General features: G+C 75.6%; 13 protein-coding genes and 1 pseudogene. 6 read left to right on the top strand and 8 right to left on the bottom strand.

The genetic code is table 11. The annotated features are described in order from the left end of the window. Positions 1-29: 29 nt before the first annotated feature. Both GEV43_RS21150 and GEV43_RS21145 read right to left on the bottom strand, forming a co-directional pair. The gene (locus GEV43_RS21150; RefSeq protein WP_160822151.1) at positions 30-2,501 is read right to left on the bottom strand and encodes an FtsX-like permease family protein; all 2,472 of its coding nucleotides are present in this window, start codon (positions 2,499-2,501) and stop codon (positions 30-32) included. After that, positions 2,501-3,232, bottom strand: a complete 732-nt coding sequence (locus GEV43_RS21145) for an ABC transporter ATP-binding protein (protein WP_160822150.1) — start codon at positions 3,230-3,232, stop codon at positions 2,501-2,503. Before GEV43_RS21145 ends, GEV43_RS21150 begins: the two co-directional genes overlap by 1 nt. Before the next feature lie 142 nt (positions 3,233-3,374). Between GEV43_RS21145 and GEV43_RS21140 the strand changes: the two genes are divergently transcribed. Beyond that, on the top strand, positions 3,375-3,980 hold the full coding sequence (locus GEV43_RS21140; RefSeq protein ID WP_160822149.1) for a response regulator transcription factor: 606 nt from the start codon (positions 3,375-3,377) through the stop codon (positions 3,978-3,980). A gap of 22 nt (positions 3,981-4,002) precedes the next feature. Here GEV43_RS21140 and GEV43_RS21135 read toward each other — a convergent pair whose 3' ends face one another. From GEV43_RS21135 to GEV43_RS21115, 4 genes and pseudogenes are all read right to left on the bottom strand, one after another. Further along, a complete protein-coding gene (locus GEV43_RS21135; protein WP_160822148.1) occupies positions 4,003-6,264 on the bottom strand; it encodes a sensor histidine kinase in 2,262 nt (753 codons plus the stop codon). Beyond that, positions 6,243-7,741: pseudogene (locus GEV43_RS56185) on the bottom strand (FAD-dependent monooxygenase). Before GEV43_RS56185 ends, GEV43_RS21135 begins: the two are co-directional and overlap by 22 nt. 167 nt (positions 7,742-7,908) lie before the next feature. Beyond that, positions 7,909-9,087, bottom strand: a complete 1,179-nt coding sequence (locus tag GEV43_RS21120) for an SRPBCC family protein (RefSeq protein ID WP_160822146.1) — start codon at positions 9,085-9,087, stop codon at positions 7,909-7,911. 7 nt (positions 9,088-9,094) lie between these two features. Then, entirely contained in the window at positions 9,095-9,763 is a 669-nt protein-coding gene (locus GEV43_RS21115) for an SRPBCC family protein (protein WP_309239753.1), read from the bottom strand. A gap of 587 nt (positions 9,764-10,350) precedes the next feature. On the opposite strand from GEV43_RS21115, the gene GEV43_RS21110 reads away from it, so the two are divergent. From GEV43_RS21110 to GEV43_RS21095, 4 genes are read left to right on the top strand one after another with little or no spacing between them, the layout of a single operon-like run. Then, on the top strand, positions 10,351-11,601 hold the full coding sequence (locus tag GEV43_RS21110; protein WP_160822145.1) for an extracellular solute-binding protein: 1,251 nt from the start codon (positions 10,351-10,353) through the stop codon (positions 11,599-11,601). Beyond that, the gene (locus GEV43_RS21105; RefSeq protein WP_309239752.1) at positions 11,602-12,603 is read left to right on the top strand and encodes a sugar ABC transporter permease; all 1,002 of its coding nucleotides are present in this window, start codon (positions 11,602-11,604) and stop codon (positions 12,601-12,603) included. It abuts the gene before it with no gap. Next, positions 12,600-13,430, top strand: coding sequence for a carbohydrate ABC transporter permease (locus GEV43_RS21100; protein ID WP_160822144.1), 831 nt, complete (start codon positions 12,600-12,602; stop codon positions 13,428-13,430). Before GEV43_RS21105 ends, GEV43_RS21100 begins: the two co-directional genes overlap by 4 nt. Next, complete coding sequence (locus tag GEV43_RS21095) at positions 13,427-14,311, top strand: ROK family protein (RefSeq protein ID WP_160822143.1); 885 nt, start codon at positions 13,427-13,429, stop codon at positions 14,309-14,311. Before GEV43_RS21100 ends, GEV43_RS21095 begins: the two co-directional genes overlap by 4 nt. A gap of 52 nt (positions 14,312-14,363) precedes the next feature. On the opposite strand, the gene GEV43_RS21090 is transcribed toward GEV43_RS21095, so the two are convergent. Next, positions 14,364-15,488, bottom strand: coding sequence for a sugar MFS transporter (locus GEV43_RS21090; protein WP_160822142.1), 1,125 nt, complete (start codon positions 15,486-15,488; stop codon positions 14,364-14,366). An 83-nt stretch (positions 15,489-15,571) separates the two neighbouring features. Between GEV43_RS21090 and GEV43_RS21085 the strand changes: the two genes are divergently transcribed. Next, positions 15,572-16,762: an ROK family protein gene (locus GEV43_RS21085; RefSeq protein ID WP_160822141.1), complete on the top strand. Its 1,191-nt coding sequence runs from the start codon at positions 15,572-15,574 to the stop codon at positions 16,760-16,762. Positions 16,763-16,834: 72 nt separating this feature from the next. Here GEV43_RS21085 and GEV43_RS21080 read toward each other — a convergent pair whose 3' ends face one another. Next, complete coding sequence (locus tag GEV43_RS21080) at positions 16,835-19,531, bottom strand: nitrate- and nitrite sensing domain-containing protein (RefSeq protein ID WP_160822140.1); 2,697 nt, start codon at positions 19,529-19,531, stop codon at positions 16,835-16,837. Positions 19,532-19,623 lie beyond the last annotated feature (92 nt).

Below are 19,623 nucleotides of genomic sequence, written 5' to 3'. Positions count from 1 at the left end.
CCGCCGCGGCGGGCGGCGTGCCGCAGGGGTCATTCGCGGGTGTTGATGGTGGTGGCGGGCGGCGGCCTCAGGGCCAGCCGGGCCGGGAGGAACGTGGCGAGGAGCGCCAGGGCCGCGGCCGACGCGACGACCGCGAGGTACGCGGCGGGCGGGACGTGCGGCAGGCCGCCGGTCATGCCGGACGCGAACGCGCAGAGGGTGGCGGCCGCGATCGCCGTGCCGAGGACGGCCGCGACCAGGACGACCGCGAGGGTCTCCAGGCCGAGCATCCGGAAGAGCTGGCGGCGGGTCGTCCCGACGAGGCGGAGCAGCGCGAACTCGCGCGCCCGGTCGGAGGTGGCCATGGCCAGCGTGTTGACGACGGCGATGGCGGTGAACGCGATGATCAGGCCCATCGCGACGTAGTTGACGTCGGCGTTCGCGGCGGCCTTGGCCTCGGCGACGGCGGACGGGGCGAGCGGGGCGGCCCCCGGGCCGGACGCGCCGGTGAGGACGGACCGGGGGGCCGTTCCGGCGACGAGGAGGAGGCCGCGCGGGTCGTCCACGTGCGCGGCGAGGACGCCGTGGGAGACGGTGAGGTCGCCGAACCCGAGGCCCCGCGCGTAGACGGCGACGACCCGGGGCGCAAACGGCGTGCCGTCCCCGAGGGTGAGGCGGAGCCGGTCGCCCGGCCGGACGTCCAGGCGTCCGGCGGCGGTCTCGCTGACCGCGGCCGTTCCGGAGTCCAGGCCCGCGAGGGAGCCGGAGCGGACGCCGAGGTCCATCGTCCGGGACAGGCCCTCGGGGGTGACGCCCTGGACGCCGTAGTTCTCCAGGCCGACGCGGACGGTGCTGCGCAGGACCTCGGTCGCGGCGGTGACGCCGGGGGCGGAACGGACCCGTTCGGCGGTCCCGGCGGGGACCTTCGGGCCGAGGACGTGCGCGGCGAGCGTGCCGTCCGCCGCCTGCTCCGTCGCGGCATGGCCCATCGTGGTCTGGCCGAACAGGATCGTCGCGGTGAGGCCCGTCATCAGGGTGAGCGGGGTGATGACGGAGGCGAGGCGGCGCGCCCCGGTCCGGAGGTTCGCGGCGGCGAGGTGGCCGCCGACCGGCGCGGCGCGGAGCGGGACGGCGAGCAGCGCGGCGGCGGCGCGGGCGACGGCCGGGCCGAGGAGCGCGACGGCGACCGTCCACACGATCGCGGTGAGCATCGTGACGGGGCTGGAGGCCGCCTCGGTGTGCAGGGACGCCAGCACGGCCGTCAGGGCGGCGGCCCCGCCGAGGCAGCCGAGCCCGGCCAGGACCCGGACGGTGGGCAGGCGGGCCGGGCGCAGCGCGGCGTCGCCGAGCGCCTCGACCGGGCGGATCCGGGACGTGCGGCGGGCGGAGACGCGGGCGGCGGCCCAGGCGGCGGCGACGGTGGCGGCCGCGGCGGCGGCGACGGGGAACGGGCCGACGACGAGGTCGAGGTTCGGCGGCAGCGCGCCGAGGCCGCGGAACCGGTCGCGCAGCCAGAACGCCAGCGGCAGCCCGGCGAGCGCGCCGAGGGCGCCTCCGGCGGCGCCGACGAGCAGCGCCTCCCGGCCGATCATCGCGCGGATCTGCCGCGGCGTGGCGGCGACGGCGCGCAGCAGGGCGAGCTCCCGTCCGCGCTGCTGGATCGACAGCGCGAACGTGCCCGCGACGACGAGGACCGCGACGAGCAGGGCGGTGCCGCCGAGGGCGCCGCCCATGCTGATCAGCTTGATCCGGGCGCTCTCCGCGCCGAGGAACTCGGCCCTGCCGCGCCCGTCGCCGGTGTGCACGGTCGCGCCGGTGCCGCGCAGCGCGGCCCGGACGGCGTCCGCGGCGGACGCCGGTGAGACGCCGATCGCGCTGACCATGCCGGGACGGCCGGCCAGCCGCGCGGCCCGCGCGGTGGAGAAGAAGATCGCGGCCTGGTGGCGGGGCGCCTGGCGCGTGACGCCGACGACGCGGTAGGCGCCGGGCTCGCTGGACGCCACGGACGTGCGGGACCCCGTTCGCAGGTGCGCGGCGCGGGCCGTCCGCGCGTCGATCACGATCTCGTCGCCCGCGGCCGGGGCGCGGCCGGAGGCGAGGGTGAACGGGGTGAACGCGGCCGACTCCCAGCCGTGCCCCCACGACTCGCGGCCCTCCCGCCCGGCCCCCGGGATCTCCGCCGGGAACGTCACCTCGGTCACGACCGTCCGGACGCCCGGGACGCCGCGCACCCGGTCCGCCACGGAGGCGGGCAGCCAGGCGCGCTCGGCGATCGCCTTGGCCTTGCGTTTGGTCTTGACCTTGCCCTTCTTCCGCTTCACCGTCGTCTGGCGCACGTACTGGTCGCCGGACACGAGGACGGGCGCGCCCGCGTACCGTTCGGGCGCGACCGAGCCGCGCAGGCCGGTGTCGAGCAGGACGCCGCACGCGCACACGAGCGCCGCCGCGCACAGCAGCGCGAGGAACGCCCCGGCGAAGCCCGCCTTGCGGTGCCGCAGGGTCGTCAGGACGAGTCCGAGCATCACTTCCACGCTCCCAGGCGGGTCATGCGGGCGGCGACGCCGTCGCCGGTCGGCGCGTCCATCGCGTCGGCGATCCGGCCGTCGGCGAGGAACAGGACGGTGTCGGCGTACGCGGCGGCGAGCGGGTCGTGGGTGACCATCACGACCGTCTGCCCCATCGCGTCCACCGCCTCCCGCAGCAGAGCCAGCACCTCGCGGGCGGTCATCGTGTCGAGCGCGCCGGTCGGCTCGTCCCCGAACACCACCTCGGGCCGCGTCACCAGGGCCCGCGCGATCGCGACGCGCTGCTGCTGCCCGCCGGAGAGCTGCGCGGGCCGGTGCCCGGCGCGGTCCGCGAGCCCGACCCGCGCGACGACCTCGTCCAGCCAGGCCCGGTCGGCGCGGGTCCGGGCCAGCCGCAGCGGGAGCGTGATGTTCTGCTCGACGGTCAGCGAGGGGACCAGGTTGAACGCCTGGAACACGAACCCGACGCGGCGGCGCCGCAGCTCGGTCAGCTCCGTCTCGTTCAGCCCCGACAGCTCCGTGCCGCCGAGCCGGACGGTGCCGGAGGTGGGGATGTCCAGGCCCGCCGCGCAGTGCAGGAACGTGCTCTTGCCCGAGCCGGACGGCCCCATCACCGCGGTGAAGCACCCGCGCGGGATGCCCGCCGTCACCTCGCGGAGCGCGGCGACCGCGCCCCCGCCCCTGCCGTACACCTTGCTGACCGTGTCGAGCCGCAGCGCCTCTTCCATGCCCGAAAGTCTGCTGACCTGCGGGTTCGCGGGCCAGAGACGCCGTCACCGATGACCCGTGACCTCGTCATGCCCCGGCCCGTGACGCCGTACCGCCCCCGGGCCGTGACGCCGTGCCGCGCGGCGCTGGTAGACATGAGGCGTGATCAAGGTGCTGCTGGCCGACGACCACCACGTCGTGCGCAGCGCGCTCGCCTCGCTGCTGGCGCTGGAGCCCGACCTGACCGTGGTCGCGGAGGTGGACCGGGGCGACGCGGTGCTGGCCGCCGCGCGCGCCGACCGTCCCGACGTGGCGGTGCTCGACGTGGACATGCCCGGCATGGACGGCCTCGCCGCCGCCGCGTCCCTCGCCGCGGAGCTGCCCGAGGTCCGGACGCTGGTCCTCACCGGCCACGGCAAACCCGGGCACCTGCGGCGCGCGCTCGCGGCCGGGGTCAGCGGGTTCCTGCTGAAGACGGCGCCGCCGGAGGAGCTGGCGGACGGCATCCGCAAGGTCGCCCGCGGCGAGCGCGTCCTGGACCCGAACCTCGCCCTGACCGCCTGGGACCTCGCCGACAACCCGCTCACCCCGCGCGAGACCGACGTGCTGCGGCTGGCCGCCGAGGGCGCCGAGCCGCCCGAGATCGCCGAGCGCCTGCACCTGTCCCCCGGGACCGTCCGCAACTACCTGACCGCGGTCGTCACCAAGCTGAACGCCAGGAACCGGACCGACGCCGCCCGCATCGCCGGCGAGGCCGGCTGGCTCTGACCCCCGCGTTCGCGGCGGGATGTCAGGTGGCTTGGCGGGTGGGGGCCGGGGTCGGGGTGGGGACGGGTTGCGGGGCGGAGGCCGAGGGGAGGGACGCCTCGACGCGGAAGCCTCCTTCGCCGTCCGGCCGGGCCGTGAGGGCGCCGTCGAACGCGGCCAGCCGGGTGGTCAGGTTGCCGAGGCCGGAGCCGGGCGGGGTACGGGGCGCGCCGGGATCGACGCCGTCGTTCTCCACGGTCAGCGTGACGGCCCCGGCGTCCACGGCGACGGTGATCGCGCAGCGGCGGGCGGCGCTGTGCCGGAGCACGTTCGTCACCGCCTCGCGCAGCACGGTGCCGAGCACGGCGGACGCCCCGGCGGGCAGCGCGGCGGGCTCGGGCGCAGGGTCGGCGGTGACCTCCACGCCCGCCGCCGCCAGGACCGAACGGGCCGAACGGATCTCGTTCTCCAGCGACAGGCCCGGGTCGCCTCCGGTCGCGGCGCGCAGGTCGGCGCCCGCGCGGCCCGCCATCTCGACCACCTCGGCGAGCTCGGCCCGCGCGCGGGCCGGGTCGGCGGCGGCGAGGCGGCGGGCCAGCTCGCACTTGAGCAGGATCGCGGCGAGGCTGTGGCCGAGCAGGTCGTGCAGGTCGCGGGCCGCGCGCAGCCGCTCCTGGACGGTCGCCGCGCGGGCTAGCTCGTCGCCCGCGAGCCGCAGGTCGCGCACGAGCCGCGCGAGCCGGACGAACCCGTACGCCACCAGGGCCGTGACGAGGGTGCCCATCACGTAGTTGGCGATCCGCGCGGGGTCCAGGGACAGCGCGGCGGCGATCCCGCCGACGGCCGCCATCAGCGCGGCGACGAGCGGGACGGCGGCGCGGGCGGGCAGCGCGACCAGCAGCGTCCCGGCGAGGAAGCCGGGGCCGCCGAGCCACACCGGGTCGGGCCACCACAGCAGCGGCGCGAAGCTCAGCACCGCCTGCGCGGCGAGGATCGGCGCCCGCCCGCGCGGCCGGTCGGACCCGATCCAGCGGGTCAGCGCCCCGGCGACCGCGATCAGCGCCACGATCGCGACCGGCCCGCCCGGCGCCGCCGGGACCTGGAGCAGGCCCTTGACGCAGAACCCCGCGAGCACGGCGGCGAGCAGCGCGAGCGACAGCCGGTACGCGGCGCGGTCCGGGACGCTGACCGGCCGGTCGCCCGCGCGGACGGCCGCCTCCACCGTGAACCGCCCGTCCGGCCCGAGGCCCGCCGCGAACGCACCGCCCGCCGCCTCGACCCGGGCCGCGGCCTCGGCGAGGCCCTCCTCGCCGCGCGCCGCCGTCCGCACGCCGTCGTCGGACACCCGCAGCCGGACGGCGCCGTCCGCGTCCTCCTCGGTCTCGATCGCGCAGCGCGTGGCCGTACCGCGCCGGACGACCTCGGTCACGGCCTCCCGCAGGACGGTGGACAGCAGCGCGCCCGCCGGGCCGAGCGGCTCGCGGTGCCGGGTCCGCACCTCGGCCTCGACGCCCGCCGCCGCGAGCAGCGCCCGCGCCGCCGCGGCCTCCGGCGCGAGCGACATGGCGCGGAAGTCGGCCGCGGCGGCCCGCGCGTCCGCGAGGGAACGGCGCGCGACGTCGAGGACGGCGCCGATCTCCTCGGGGCGGTCCAGCGCGCGGCGGCTGCCCTCGGTGATCGCCTCCAGGCCGCGGCCGAGGCCCTCGTTCAGCTCCGCCGCGATGCGCAGCCGCTCGCGGGCGACGGCGGCCATGGTGAGCGGCAGCCGCGCCGCCGCCGTGTCGGCCGCCCGGTCGGCCAGCCGGACCAGGCCGTACCCGACCAGCCCGGTGAGCAGCGCGGTGATCGTCACGTCGGTGACGGCGGCGGGGCCCGACCCGCGGGCCGCTTCGATCGCGGCCGCGCTCGCGACCACCGCGGCCCCCGCGCCGACCGCGAGCGGCGGTCCGCGGCGCGCGCCCGCGAACGCGAGCAGCAGGCCCCCGGCGGCGAACCCGAGCAGCCCGACCGACGTGCCGAACGCCAGCACCGACCCGTACGCCAGGACCGCCTGCGCGAGCACCGGCCACGGGCCGCGGAACCGGGCGAGGCCCGGCGCCACCCACACCAGCGCGAGGCCGAACACCGCGAGGGTCGCCGCGACCGACGCGGCGAGCGGCAGCGCCCCGTCCGTCCGGGACGGCCCGGCCAGCACGTAGATCATCGCGAACGACCCGAGCACGGTGACGACGACCAGCCGCGCCCGCCCCGGCGCGGACACGCCCCCGGACGGACGCGCGCGCCCTACGACCGCCCGACGTCCCATCCGCTCAGCGTAAGCCGCGTCTCGCGGTGCCCGCCGGTGCTCGCGATGTAGCCGTCCGGGCGTACGACGACCAGGGCGGGGCCGTCGTCGGCGTACGCGGCGTGGGCCGCTCCGTCGGGATCGACCAGGTCGCCGGGGCGCGCCTCCTCACCGGGGCGGACGACGGCCACGACCTTCGTGCCGGGCCCGGTGGCGAGGTCCCCGGGACGCGTCCCGAACGCCAGGACGGTCGTGTGCGTGCCCTTGAACACCTCGAACAGCCGCGTCGGCGAGCCGTCCGCCGCGCGCAGCACGGCGTCGGGAGCGCGCTCTCCGCCGCGCGGGCCGGACGACAGGGAACCGTCCGGGTAGCCGAGCGTGAGCTGCTCGGTCTCCTCGCCGCGCTTGAAAGCGTCGGCGTGCCCCTCGACCGCCTTCCGGTACAGCTCGGTGCTGATGCCGAGCACCCCGGCCGCGACCGGCAGCCGTTCCTCCTCGTAGGTGCCGAGCAGGGCGGGCGGCGCGCCGCCGAGGACGGCGCCGAGCTTCCAGCCGAGGTTGTAGGCGTCCTGCACGCCGGTGTTGAGGCCCTGCCCGCCCGCCGGGGAGTGGACGTGCGCGGCGTCCCCGGCGAGCAGGACGCGGCCGACCGCGAACCGTTCGGCCATCCGGAAGTTGACCCGGTGGACCGAACGCCACACCAGCTCCTCCAGGCGCACGTCGGTCCGGCCCGTTCCGGCCTCGAACACCTTCTGGTACGCCTCCAGGGTCGGCTCGGGCTCCTCGCCCGGCGCGAGCGGCGCGAGGAACTGGAACACCTCGCCGCCGGGCAGCGGGCACAGCGCGACCCGCGGCGACCGCGTCTCCATGTCGGCCCACATGTGCCAGACGTCGGAGCCGAGGCCCGCCACGCGGACGTCGCCGACCAGCATCCGCTCCTCGTCGGGGTCACCCCCGCGAACCCGACGCCGAGCGCCTTGCGGACCGTGCTGCGGCCCCCGTCCGCGCCGACCAGGTAGGCGGCGCGGATGCGCGTGCCGTCCGCCAGCTCGGCGGTGACGCCGCCGCCGTCCTGGGCGAACGACGCGAGCGTCCCCGTCTCGACGCGCCCGCCCAGCTCGGCGAGGCGTTCGCGGAGGATCCGCTCGGTGCGCCACTGCGGCACCATCAGCGCCGCCGGGTACGGGACGGACGCCGTGGGCTCCCGCTCCTCGTGCATCCGGCCCTCCCACACGACGGCCTCGCCCGCGTAGGCGCGCACCGGCGGGTAGGCGCCTCCGGCGGCCCGCAGCGCGGGGAGCACGCCGAGGTCCTCGAAGACCTCCAGCGAGCGGGGCTGGAGCCCCTTGCCGCGCGACCCGGCGGACGCGTCCGGCCGGTCCGCGCCGCCCCCGTCCCGTTCGATGATCCGGTGCGGGACGCCGCGCCTGGCCAGGTCGACCGCCAGGGTCAGGCCGGTCGGCCCGGCCCCCGCGATCAGAACGTCGGTGTCGTCCATGGTCTCCTCCTAGGTGCTCTCGACGCACCCACTCTCGGAGGGACCCCTGGCGTACGGCTGGCAGCGGCCTGGCACGGCCTGGCACCGGCCTGTCATGGCCTGACGGCGGCGGCCCGGACGCGGTGTCGCGGTGTCAGCGGTGTCGCGGTGTCAGCGGTGTCGCGGTGTCAGCGGGACTTCGCGGGCTCCTTCTCGTCCTTCTTCGCCTGGCCGGACGAGCCGTCGCTCTTGCTCCCGGACCCGGACCTGCCGGTGGAACCGGACCTGCTCGCGGAGGCGGGCTTGTCCTCGGTCTTCTTCGAGGAGCCGTTCTTCCCCTCCTCGGCGACCGCGTCCTCGTGGGTCGTGACGACCTCGCTGTCGCGGATCTCGCCGCGCCAGCCCTCGATCTCGTCGGCGCGGGTGAGGGAGTGCGTCATCACGTACCGGCGGAAGTGCTTGAGCTCCAGGCGGGCGCGCCGCCCCTGGGCCCGCCACATGTTGCCGATCCGCTCGAAGAGGCCCTGCGGGTGGTATTCGAGGACCATCAGGACGCGGGTCAGGTTGGGCGCGAGGCTGTGGAAGCTGACGGTGCCGTCCACGTGCCCCTTGGCCCCCTTGGACCGCCACACGATGTGGCTGTCGGGGACCTGCTCGACGATCGTGGACTCCCACGTGCGGCTCGACCAGAAGATCTTCACCTTCCAGTCCAGCTTCTCCTCGGAGGGCTGGTCGATGCTCACGACCTTCTTCATGAACGACGGGAAGTCCTGGAACTGGGTCCACTGGTCGTAGACCAGCCGCCGGGGCGCTCCGATGTCGACGTGCTCGACGATGTTGGTGACCTTGACCTTCTCGGCGCCGCCGCCCTTGCCGCCGCCCGTGCCCTTGGCCTTCTCGGCGAGCCGGCCGAGGACGCCGGGCTTCTCGCCGTCTCCGCCGCCGTCGCCGTCGCCGCCGGTGTCCTGGTCGGCCTTGCCGTTGCCGCCGGACTTGGCGTTCTGGCCGGTCTTGGCGTTGCGCGCGGCCTTGGTGTCGCGCTCCTCGTCCTCGCCCGGCTTCTCGACGCGCTTCGTGGCGCCCGAGTCGCTGGAGTCGCCGCCGTCGCCGCGGCCGTTCAGCCGTCCCGCGACCTTGGTCGCGGCGACCGCCGCGCCCGCGCCGAGCAGCACGCCGCCCGCCGCGCCCGCCGCGCGGGCGCCGGAGAGCCCTCCGGTGGGGATCTTGTCGACCGGCAGGTTCTTGGTGATCCGGCCGACGACCGGCGTCCGCTTGCGCCCGCCGATGGGGATGCGCCGCGCGACCTTGTCCGTCGGGATGCGCTGCGCGACCTTGCCTATCGACTTCTTCGTGATGGGGGTCTTCATGCTGGGTCTACCTCCGCCCATGTGCCGTGACGGTCTCGCCGCCGCGGATCTCGCCGCGCCAGCCACCGATGTCGTCCGCTCGCGTCAGCGTCCGGGTCATGACGTGACGGCGGAAATGCTTCAGTTCGAGGCGGGCCCGGCGTCCTTGGGCCCGCCACAGGTTCCCGGTGCGTTCGAACAGCCCCCGCGGGTGGTATTCGAGGACGAGCAGCACGCGGGTGAGGTCCGGGGAGAGCTCGTGGAAGCTGACCGTGCCATCCGCGTGCCCCTTGGCGCCCTTGGACCGCCACACGATGTGGGTGTCGGGGACCTGCTCGACGATCGTGGACTCCCACGTGCGGCTCGACCAGAAGATCTTCGCCTTCCAGGTCAGCGCCTCGTCCGCCGTCTGCTCGACGCTCACGACCTTCTTCATGAACGCCGGGTAGTCCTGGAACCGGGTCCACTGGTCGTAGACGACGCGCCGGGGCGCTCCGACGTCGATCTGCTCGGCGATGCTCGTGATCTTCGGCGCGCGCCGCCCGAAGATCCCCGCGAGGGTCTCCTTGAGGGCGGTCCAGCCGGCGGTGAGCAGCGCGCGGAACGGTGACCGTCCCTCGGCCAGCGCCCGTACGCCCGCCAGCGCCGCCCTGGTGAGCGGCCCGCCGCGTTCGGCCGCGGCGGTGAGGCGCCGCACCGTGCGGTCGAGCTTCGCCTCGTAGCGCGCCGTGATCCGCCTGAGCAGCCTGCGGCGCGCCCGCCGCAGCGGGCCCCGCGCGGTCCGGGCGACCGCGTAGCCCGCCGCTCCGGCGGCGGCTCCGGCCGCTCCCGCGGCGGTCGTCGTCCGGGGGTCATGGTTGCTTCACCTCGTCGCCTGCTCGGGTTCGGCCCCGGACTACCCGCAGGAAAACGGACGAAACAACGGCCCTGACCCGCTCAGTGACCGTTCGGTCACGCCTGTGCCCAGCGTGAACGGACGGACACGCGCGACGGCTCCGGCCGGACCACCGCAGCCCGCGAACCGTACCGGTGAACCGCCGCGCGGCGGCCGGATAACGGTTGAGACTCTTGCGCAGGCGGGCTCTTGAACTGGTACGGACCAGCTTTTATCTTCGGCACCACGCGCGTTTCTGCTCAGTGAACACTCACACCGCGCACATTTTTTCATGCGCGAAAGGGGGCAGGCGGGGGGCGGGCTCGGGGCCGGGATGAGCGCGGTCCAGCGGAGCCCGGCAGCAGCGAGAGCAGCGAGAGCACAGAGTGAGCCGGGAAAAGGCGGGACAGATGAAACGGCACCTCATGGGCGCCATCGCCGCGGGCCTGACATTGGCCCTCGGCGTGAGCGGGTGCGGCAAGGGGAGTTCGTCCAAGGGCGACGACTCCGACGGAAAGACCATCAAGTTCGTCGCGGCCATCTACTCCGACAACACCAAACCGTTCTGGGACTCCCTCATCAAGGACTTCGAGGCGAAGAACTCCGGTTACAAGGTGCAGCTGGAGATGGTCGACTGGACGCAGATGGACGCGAAGGTCAAGACCTACGTCCAGACCAAGCAGGTCCCGGACGTCCTGAACTACAACTCCTTCTCCGACTTCGCCCGCGACGGCCTGATCTACAAGGCGTCCGAGGTGGTGTCGCCGCAGGTCCTCGGCGACTTCACGCCGACGTTCACCGCGCAGGCCAAGTACAACGGCGAGCAGTACGGGCTGCCGTTCATCTCCAGCGCCCGGCTGCTGTTCTACAACAAGGACCTGCTCAAGAAGGCCGGCATCGCCGAGCCGCCGAAGACCTGGGCCGAGGTCAAGGCCGACGCGCAGAAGATCAAGAGCAAGGGCTCGACCGGGTACGGGCTGCCGCTCGGCCCCGAGGAGGCGCAGGCGGAGTTCTACTCCTGGGCGATGAACAACGGCGGCGGCTGGGTGGACGCGTCCGGCAAGTGGACGATCAACCAGCAGCCCAACATCGACACCTTGAACTTCCTGCGCGACCTCACCAAGTCGGGCCTGACCCAGCCGAACCCGGAGACCACCGACCGCAAGACGGTGTTCAACCAGTTCGCGCAGGGCAAGATCGGCATGGCGATCGGCGGCCCGTTCACCAAGGCGTCGTTCATCGACCCGGCCAACAAGGACCTGAACTTCGGCGTCACCTCGCTGCCGAGCAAGAGCGGCACCGAGCACAACACGCTCGGGGTGATGGACGTCCTCGCCGCGTTCAAGAAGAACGACGGCAAGAACAAGGAGGCCGTCACCAAGTTCCTCGACTTCTTCTACCAGAAGGACAACACCTCGAAGTTCCTCACCAAGGAGGGCTTCTTGCCGGTGACGTCCTCGGCGGGCGCGGCGCTGAGCGCCGACCCGTACATGAAGCAGTTCGTGGACGCGCTGCCGACCTCGAAGTTCGCGCCGACGAGCAACCCGGCGTGGACGGCGGTGGCGGGCGCGGTGAAGCAGAGCCTCGGCACCTCGGTGGCGGGCTCGCAGCCGAAGAAGGTGCTGGACGAGATCCAGAAGACCGCCGAGAAGAGCGGCTGAGTGCGCGACGCCACGTCGGGCGCGCGGGGTTCGGGGGCCCCGCCGCCCCGCTCCCTCCAGCCCCGGGCCGCCGTGCCCGGGGCCTCCCCGTCCCCCGCGCGCCCGTCCGGCCCCTCCCGGCCGCGCCGGATCGGCCGGGCGCTGACCCCGCTGCTGTGGCTCGGCCCGTCGATCGCGCTCATCGCCGTCGTGGTGCTGTGGCCGGTCGTGGAGATGGTCCGCACCTCCCTCCAGAAGATCAGCTCGTCCGGCGTCACGCTCGGCGGCAGCGGCTCGCGCAACTACTCCGACCTGTTCGACGAGGACGCGTTCCTCGCCGTCGTCGGCCGCACCCTGCTGTGGGTCGCCGGCGTGGTCGTGGTGACGATGCTGCTGTCGCTCGCGCTCGGGCAGCTGCTGAACGCCCGGTTCCCCGGCCGCCGCGTCGTCCGCTGGACGGTGATCGTGCCGTGGGCGGCGTCGGTGCTGATGACCGCGCTGATCTGGAAGTGGATGCTCGACAACTACTCCGGCCTGGTCAACCGGGTGCTGCTGGACCTGAACGTGATCGACCAGCCGGTGAACTGGCTGGCGCACCCGCACCAGGCGATGCTGTGGATGATGTGGGTGGCGGTGTTCGTGTCGCTGCCGTTCACCTCGTTCGTCATCCTCGCCGGGCTCCAGACCATCCCGGAGGACGTGTACGAGGCGGCGCGGGTGGACGGGGCGGGCGCGGTGCGCGCCTACTTCGGGATCACGCTGCCGCTGCTGCGCCCGGCGATCCTGATCGCCTCGATCATCAACGTGATCAACGTGTTCAACTCGTTCCCGATCATCTGGGCGATGACGGGCGGCGGGCCCGGGCACGCGACCGACACCACCACCACGTTCATGTACAAGATCGCGTTCTATGACCAGAACGTCGGCGAGTCGGCCGCCATGGCGGTGGTCAACTTCGCCCTCATCCTGGTGATGGTGCTGCTCTACCTGCGGGCCTCGCGCTGGCGGGAGGAGGTCCGATGAAACGGCCCGTACGGCTGCGCGTCGTCCTGCTGACGGCGGTGGGCTGGCTGGTGGCGCTCGCGTTCATCCTGCCGTACCTCCAGATGTTCCTGACCTCGCTGAAGCCCGAGCGGGAGCTGACCAAGTCGCCGGGCGGCTACCTGCCGACGCACTGGAAGTGGTCCAACTTCGCCGACGTGTGGGACGCCGCGCCGATCTGGACGAACATCCGCGTCTCGCTCACCGTCGCCGCCGCCGCGACGCTGGTGACGCTCGCGTGCGCGCTGCCCGCCGCGTACTACACGGCGCGCAACCGGTTCCGGGGGCGCGGCGCGTTCCTGCTGCTGGTGCTGGTGACGCAGATGTTCGCGCCGACCGCGCTGGTGATCGGCATCTACCGGGAGATGGTCGCGCTCAACCTGACCGACACCCTGCTGGCGCTGATCCTGGTGAACGCGGCGTTCAACCTGCCGTTCTGCATCTGGATCCTGCACGGCTACTTCTCCAGCATCCCCCGCGAGCTGGAGGAGGCCGCGTTCCTGGACGGCGCGGGGCGGATCGGCGCGCTCGCCCGCGTGACGCTGCCGATCTCGATGCCGGGCGTGGTGACCGCGGTCGTCTACACGTTCATCTCGGCGTGGAACGAGTACATCGTCGCGCTGACGGTGACGGCCTCGCCCGACCGGCGCCCGCTCACGGTCGCGATCCCGTCGTTCGTGACGCAGTACCAGGAGCACTGGCAGTACCTGTTCGCCACGTCGCTGATCGCCATCGTGCCGGTCGTGATCCTGTTCGTGTTCATCGAGCGGTACCTGATCGGCGGGCTGACCGCGGGCTCGGTCAAGTGACGGTCGTCGCGCTCGACGTCGGCGGCACGTCGATGAAGGGCGCCCTGATCGCGCCGGACGGGACGGCCCTGCACACCGAGGACCGCCCGACGCCCCGCCCGCCGGAGGCGGCGGCCGCCGCCGTCGTGGCGTTCGCCGCCGACCTCGCCGCGCGCGCCGACGGGGTCACCGCCGCGGGGATCGCCGTCCCCGGCCTGGTGGACGAGGCGACGGGCACCGCCGTCTACTCGGCCAACATCGGCTGGCGCGACGTCCCGTTCGGCGCGCTGGTGTCCGAACGGCTCGGCGTCCCCGTCGCGCTCGGCCACGACGTGCGGACGGGCGGCCTCGGCGAGGCCGCCCGCGGCGCCGGGCGCGGAGCGGGCGACTTCCTGTTCCTGCCGATCGGGACGGGCATCGCCGCGGCGCTCGTCCTCGGCGGCGCGCCGTACCCGGGCGCGTCGGGGTGGAGCGGCGAGATCGGGCACACGGTCGTCCGGCCGGGCGGGGAGCCGTGCACGTGCGGCAACCGCGGCTGCCTGGAGGCGTACGCGTCGGCCGCGGGGGTCTCCCGCCGCCACGCCGCGCTCACCGGCGCGGACGTCCCGGCCGAGGAGGTCGTGCGCCGCGCGCTGGCGGGCGACGGGCCCGCCGCGCGGGTCTGGGACGAGGCGCTCGACGCGCTGGCCGACTCGCTCGCGACCGCGACGCTCATGCTCGACCCGGCGCTGGTCGTCGTCGGCGGCGGCCTCGCGAAGGCGGGCGACGCCCTGCTGGGGCCGCTGGCCGAGCGCTTCGCGGCGCGGCTGCTGTTCCGCGCGCCCCCGCCGGTCGTCCCGGCCCTCCTCGGCGACCGCGCCGCCGTGCACGGCGCCGCCGTCCTGGCCGCGTCCGCCCGTTGAGCCGCGGCGGGGCGCGGTGCCGGGACGAGGCGGTGCCGCGCCCCGCCGCGGGTCAGCGTGGCGGGACGGACCGGCGGAGGGCCCGGACCAGGAACAGGGTCAGGAGGAACGGGGCGATCAGGTAGGCGGCGCGCAGGCCCGCGAGGTCGGCCAGCGCCCCGAGGGCCAGCGGCGGGACGCCCACGGCCGTCCCGGACGCGAGGGCGCAGCGGGCGGCGGCGCGGGCGGGACGTTCCGGCCAGGCCGCGAGCGCCTCGGCGAGGACGACCGGGTACAGCAGCGCGACGCCGAGGCCGACCGCGCCGAGCCCCGCGACGGCGGGCGCCGGCGGCGCGGCCCAGAAGGCCGCGAAGCCGGCGAGCGCGAGCGACGCGGCGCAGGCCAGCAGGCGTCGCGGGGTGCCCGCGTACCGGACGGCCGGCCCGACCATGGCGCGGCCCGCCGCCATCCCGAGCACGAACGCGGCGGACGCGGTGGTCGCGGCGCCCGTCCCGAGGCCCTTCACCGAGTGCAGGAAGTCCGCCGCCCAGAACATCATGCAGAACTCGACGCCGACGGCCAGCACGAGGTCCGTCCACCGGCTCCGGAACGGCCGCGGCGCCCGCCCGCCCGGCTCGCCGTCCGGCGGCTCGGCGAGGGCGCGGGCCGCGGGGCGGCGGACCAGCAGGACGGCGGCCACGAGCAGCGGCGGCAGCGCGAACGCGGCGCGCCAGCCGAGCCCGTGGGCGACCGCCGCGCCGATCAGCGGCGGCGCGACCACGGAGGCGCCGCTGGAGACGGCGTTGGCCTTCCCGATCGCCACCGTCGCGTCGTCGCGGATCGCGCGCAGGGTCGCGGGCACCACCTGGACGAGCCCCGCGCCGCCGAGCCCGAGCGCGAGGGCTCCGGCGGCGCCGCCGAGGCGTCCGCCGGACAGGGCGAGGACGGCCGCGCCGCCGACGAGCGAGCCGAGCGCGGCGGGCAGGGCGTGGCGGCCGAGCCGCCGGGCGAGGCGGTGTCCGGTCAGCCCGACCACGACGAGGCCGACCGCGAAGCCGGACGGGTACAGCGCGGCCTCGGCGCGCGGCAGGCCGCGTTCGGCGCGCAGCTCCGGGACGATCGCGCCGAGCGCGGCGAGCAGGTAGCCGAGGCAGCCGAGCGCCGCGTACAGCGCCGGGGTACGGGCCTCGCGGGTCATCGGCCGGGCATGATCGGGGCCGCCCCTCTGGGGGAAAAATCCTCGTCTGTCGAGATTAATCCGATTGCGGGAGAATGTCAGCCATGCGGACGACCGGGGCGCACCGGGCGCACACCCTGCGCCGGCAGGGGGCGCTCGCGTTCCTGCGGTACGCGCACGAGCATCCGGACACGACCAGGGCGGACGCGGCGCGCGCCCTCGGCCTCAGCAGCGGCTCGGCGACCGAGATCGCGGCGCGGCTGAGGGCGGCGCGGCTCCTCGCCGAGACCGCGCCGCCGCCGACCGGCGAGCGCGGGCGCCCCTCCCCCGCGCTCGGCGCGCACCCGCGCGGGCCGCTCGCCTGCGTCGTCAACATCGGCCACGAACGCTGGCAGGTCGCCGCCGTCGAGCTCGGCGGACGCGCGGTCCGCGAGACGTCCGGCCGGCGTCCGGGGCCCGGCCCCGCCGCCGTGCTCGGCGTCCTCAGCGAACGGGTGGCCGAGGCGCGCGCGGCGTACGGGCGGCGGCTGCGCGCGGTGTCGGTCGCCGTCGCCGGGACGGCCGTCGGGACGACGATCGTCCAGGCGTCCGGCCTCGGCTGGCGGGACGTGTCGTTCGAGCCGCTGCGCCCGGCGCCGGACGTCCCGCTGCTCGTCGGCAACGACGCCTCGCTCGCCGGGCTGGCGGAGGCGCGGCGCGGGGCCGGGGCGGGGGCGCGGGCCGTCCTGCACCTGACGGTGGAGGTCGGCGTCGGCGGCGTGCTGATCGTGGACGGCCGCCCGGTGAACGGCGCGACGGGGGCTGCGGGCGAGTTCGGGCACATGCCGTTCGGCGACCCGGCGCTGGAGTGCCCGTGCGGCGCGTCCGGATGCTGGGACCTGGAGGTGGACGGGCGGGCGATGGCGCGCGTCCTCGGCCTCCCGCCGCCGCGCGACCCCCGCACGGAGGCCGAGCGGATCATCGCGGCAGCGGGCTCGGACCCCGCGTCGCGCCGCGCGGTCGCCGCCGCCGCGCGGGCCCTCGGCCGCGGCGCGGGCGCGCTCGTCAACGCGCTGGACCCCGACCGGGTGACGCTGTCGGGCCTCGGCCCCGGCATCGCCGCCGTCGCCGGCGAGGAGCTGGACCGGGCGCTGCGCGCCGGTCTGATGAGCTTCCGGCGCGCCGCCCCGCCGCCGCTGCTGCCCTCGACGCTCGGCCCGCACAGCACGCTGGTCGGCGCGGCGGAGGCCGCGTTCGACCAGGTGCTCTCGGACGAGGGCCTGGCGGCATGGACGGCGACCGCCGCCTCAGACTGACGCGGCCCCGGCGGGGCCTGCGGGGTCGGCGGGTCCGGCCGGGACGGGCGATCTTTGACCTACCGCAACGATTCAGTCATGCCGCGGTGATCCGTCCTCCGGCTCGTCCGCGTTCGGCCCGCCGTCCTCCGGCGCGTCCGGCGCTTCGCCGTCCGGTGCGGCGGCCTCCGGGGCCCGCGCACCGGCGGCCTGCGGGCCGGTCTCCTGGGCCTGGGCGTCGGCGCGGCCGCGCAGCGTGCCCCGCTGGTAGGCGCCCATGATGCGCTGGACGTCCTCGGGCGAGCGGACCAGCTCCTCGGGCTCGGGCTCCTCGGCGACCAGCGGCGCGTCCGTCTTCAGCGCGGGCGCGAGGCTCTCCTGCGGGCGGCGGATCGGCAGGCCGCCCGGGGTGACGCCGTCGTCGTCCGGCTCCGCGCCGTGCTCGCCCGCGGGCTCGCCCGACGCGTCCGCGGGGCCGCCCGGCTCGTTCGCGGGCCGCGGTGTGTCGCCGCCGTGCGCCTCGCCGCGTTCGCGCGGGTCGTCGCCGTCGCCGCGCGGTCCGGGGGAACGGTCGCCGTCGCCGCGCGGTCCGTCTTCGGCGCGGTCGGCGGACGCCGGGCGGGTCGGCAGCGGCAGGTGGCCGTCGTCGGCCCCGTCGCCGTCCGCGCCGTCAGCTCCGTCCGCGCCGTCGCCGTCGTCGCCGGACGGGCCGGGCGACGGGAGCGCGACCAGCGCCGGGCCCTCGGGCCGCGCGGACGACAGCACCGCGAGGTTGCCGCGTCCGGGCGCGTCCTGCGCCGGGGACAGCGGCCGGGCGGACGAGGCGTCGCGCGCCCCGGACGCGCCCGCCGCCCTGCCGGACGCGCCGTTCACCATGCCCGCGCCGACGAGCGGGCGCTCCTCGGGAGCACGCTCGAACAGCGCGTCGGGCAGCAGCACGACCGCCGTGACGCCCCCGTACGGCGACCGCTTCAGCGTGGTGGTGATGGAGTGGCGGCGGGCGATCAGCCCGGCGACGAGCAGGCCGAGCCGCTCCTCGGGCGCCACGTCGAACTCCGGCGGCGTGGCCAGCATGTGGTTGGCCACCTCCAGCCGGTCGGGGTCGAGCCCGAGCCCCTTGTCCTCCACCGCGATCGCGAACCCGTTCGGGGTGGTCTGGCCGCTGATCTCCACGGTGGTCTCGGGGCTGGAGAAGCTCAGCGCGTTCTCGATCAGCTCGGCGAGCAGCCGGATCACGTCGATCACCGCGTGCCCGCGCAGCCACGCCGGGTCGATCCGCTGGAACGTGGCGCGCTCGTAGTTCTCCACCTCGGAGACCGCGGCGCGGATGACGTCCAGGATCGGGACGGGGCGGCGCCACACGCGGGTCGGCTGGCCGCCGGAGAGCTGCACCAGGTTCTCGGCGTTGCGGCGGGCGCGGGTGGTCAGGTGGTCGAGCCGGAGCAGGTCCTCCAGCTCCTTGCCCGCCAGGTCCTCGCGGCGCTCCATCCGGTCGATCATCTGGAGCTGCCGGTTGACCAGGCTCTGGTTGCGCTGGGCCAGGTTGCGCAGCGTCTTGCGGAACCCGGCGCGCTGCTCGGCCTGCTGGACGGCGGCGGCGATGGCGGTCTCCTGGACCCGGTTGAACGCCTTGCCGACGCGCCCGATCTCGTCGTCGCCGAACCGCAGCGGCGGGGCCTGCGCGGCGACGTCGACCTTCTCGCCGCGGCCGAGCCGGGCGACCACGTCCGGCAGCCGCGTGTCGGCCAGCTCCTCGGCCGCGATCCGCAGCCGGTTGAGCTGCCGGATGATCGCGCGGGCGGTGGTGAACGCGAGGACGATGGACGCGACGACCGCGACCAGCCCGAGGCCGGCGACCAGCACCAGCCGCAGCAGCACGCCGTAGCCGACCGGCTCGGCGCGCTCGACGACCGCGTCGCCGCCCTTGTCGATGGCCTGGTCGAGCTGGTTCAGCAGCGGTTTGGACGCGGCCTGCCACTGCGTGGCGGTCACGCCCGGCCGCTGGAGCGCGCGGGGCCGCTGCGCGAGGATCCGGTCCTCCATCGAGCGGACGGCGGAGTACGCCGCGCCGCGCGTGACCTCCTCGTAGTGCTTGCGGTCGCCCGGCGCGAGCTGCGCGTACGCCTCCTCCAGGCCGTACCGCTGGACGCCCACCGCCTGCGCGAACCGGTTCAGGTCGCCGGGCCCGAACCGGCCCTCGGCGATCACCCCGGACAGGAACGCGTCCTCGCGGGCGAGCAGCTCGCGGCCCCGGGTGAGGGCGATCAGCGCGCGGCCGTCGGCGGCGACCTCCTGGTCGTCGAGCTGGGCGTTGATGACCAGGATGCCGAACGCCGCGTCGATCGCCTGGTTGTAGACCTGCGCGGCGGACGAGCGGTCGGCGGTGCCCGCGTCGATCGAGGCGCGCACCGCGTCGAGCGCGTCGAGCCGCTTGCGGGTGTCGGCGACGTTCTTGGTGATCTTCCCGGGCGCGTCCTTCGCGGACCTGCGCCAGCTCGTGACCAGCCGGTCGGTGCGCTCGCGCTGGTCGGCCAGGCCGGGCACGACCGCGCCGCGCGGGCGGCCGAGCTGGACCAGCGACAGCCGCCGCTCGTCCTGGAGCATGTTGATCAGGGACTTGGTCGGGCGGCCCGCGGTCTCGTCGATCTGGCCGGCCTCCAGCAGGTTCCAGCCGTCCCGCACCGTGACCCACGCCGCGAACCCCCACAGCGCGACCAGGGACAACAGCATGGCCGTGATCTTCGCCCGCACGCGCGTGTTGCGGGCGCCGGGCGACTTGCGCAGGCGCATCGAGCAGTCCTCAAACCATCCAGAGCGGGGGCAGGCGGCCCGAGAGGGGACCCGCGCGCCCTCGGAGGATGAGGTGGCGTCCCGGGCGAGAC

This window comes from Actinomadura sp. J1-007, from assembly GCF_009793335.1.
Taxonomy (GTDB): domain Bacteria; phylum Actinomycetota; class Actinomycetes; order Streptosporangiales; family Streptosporangiaceae; genus Spirillospora; species Spirillospora yumaensis.
Note: the sequence above shows the minus strand (reverse complement) of the source record. Positions and strands in the feature narration are given on the sequence as shown.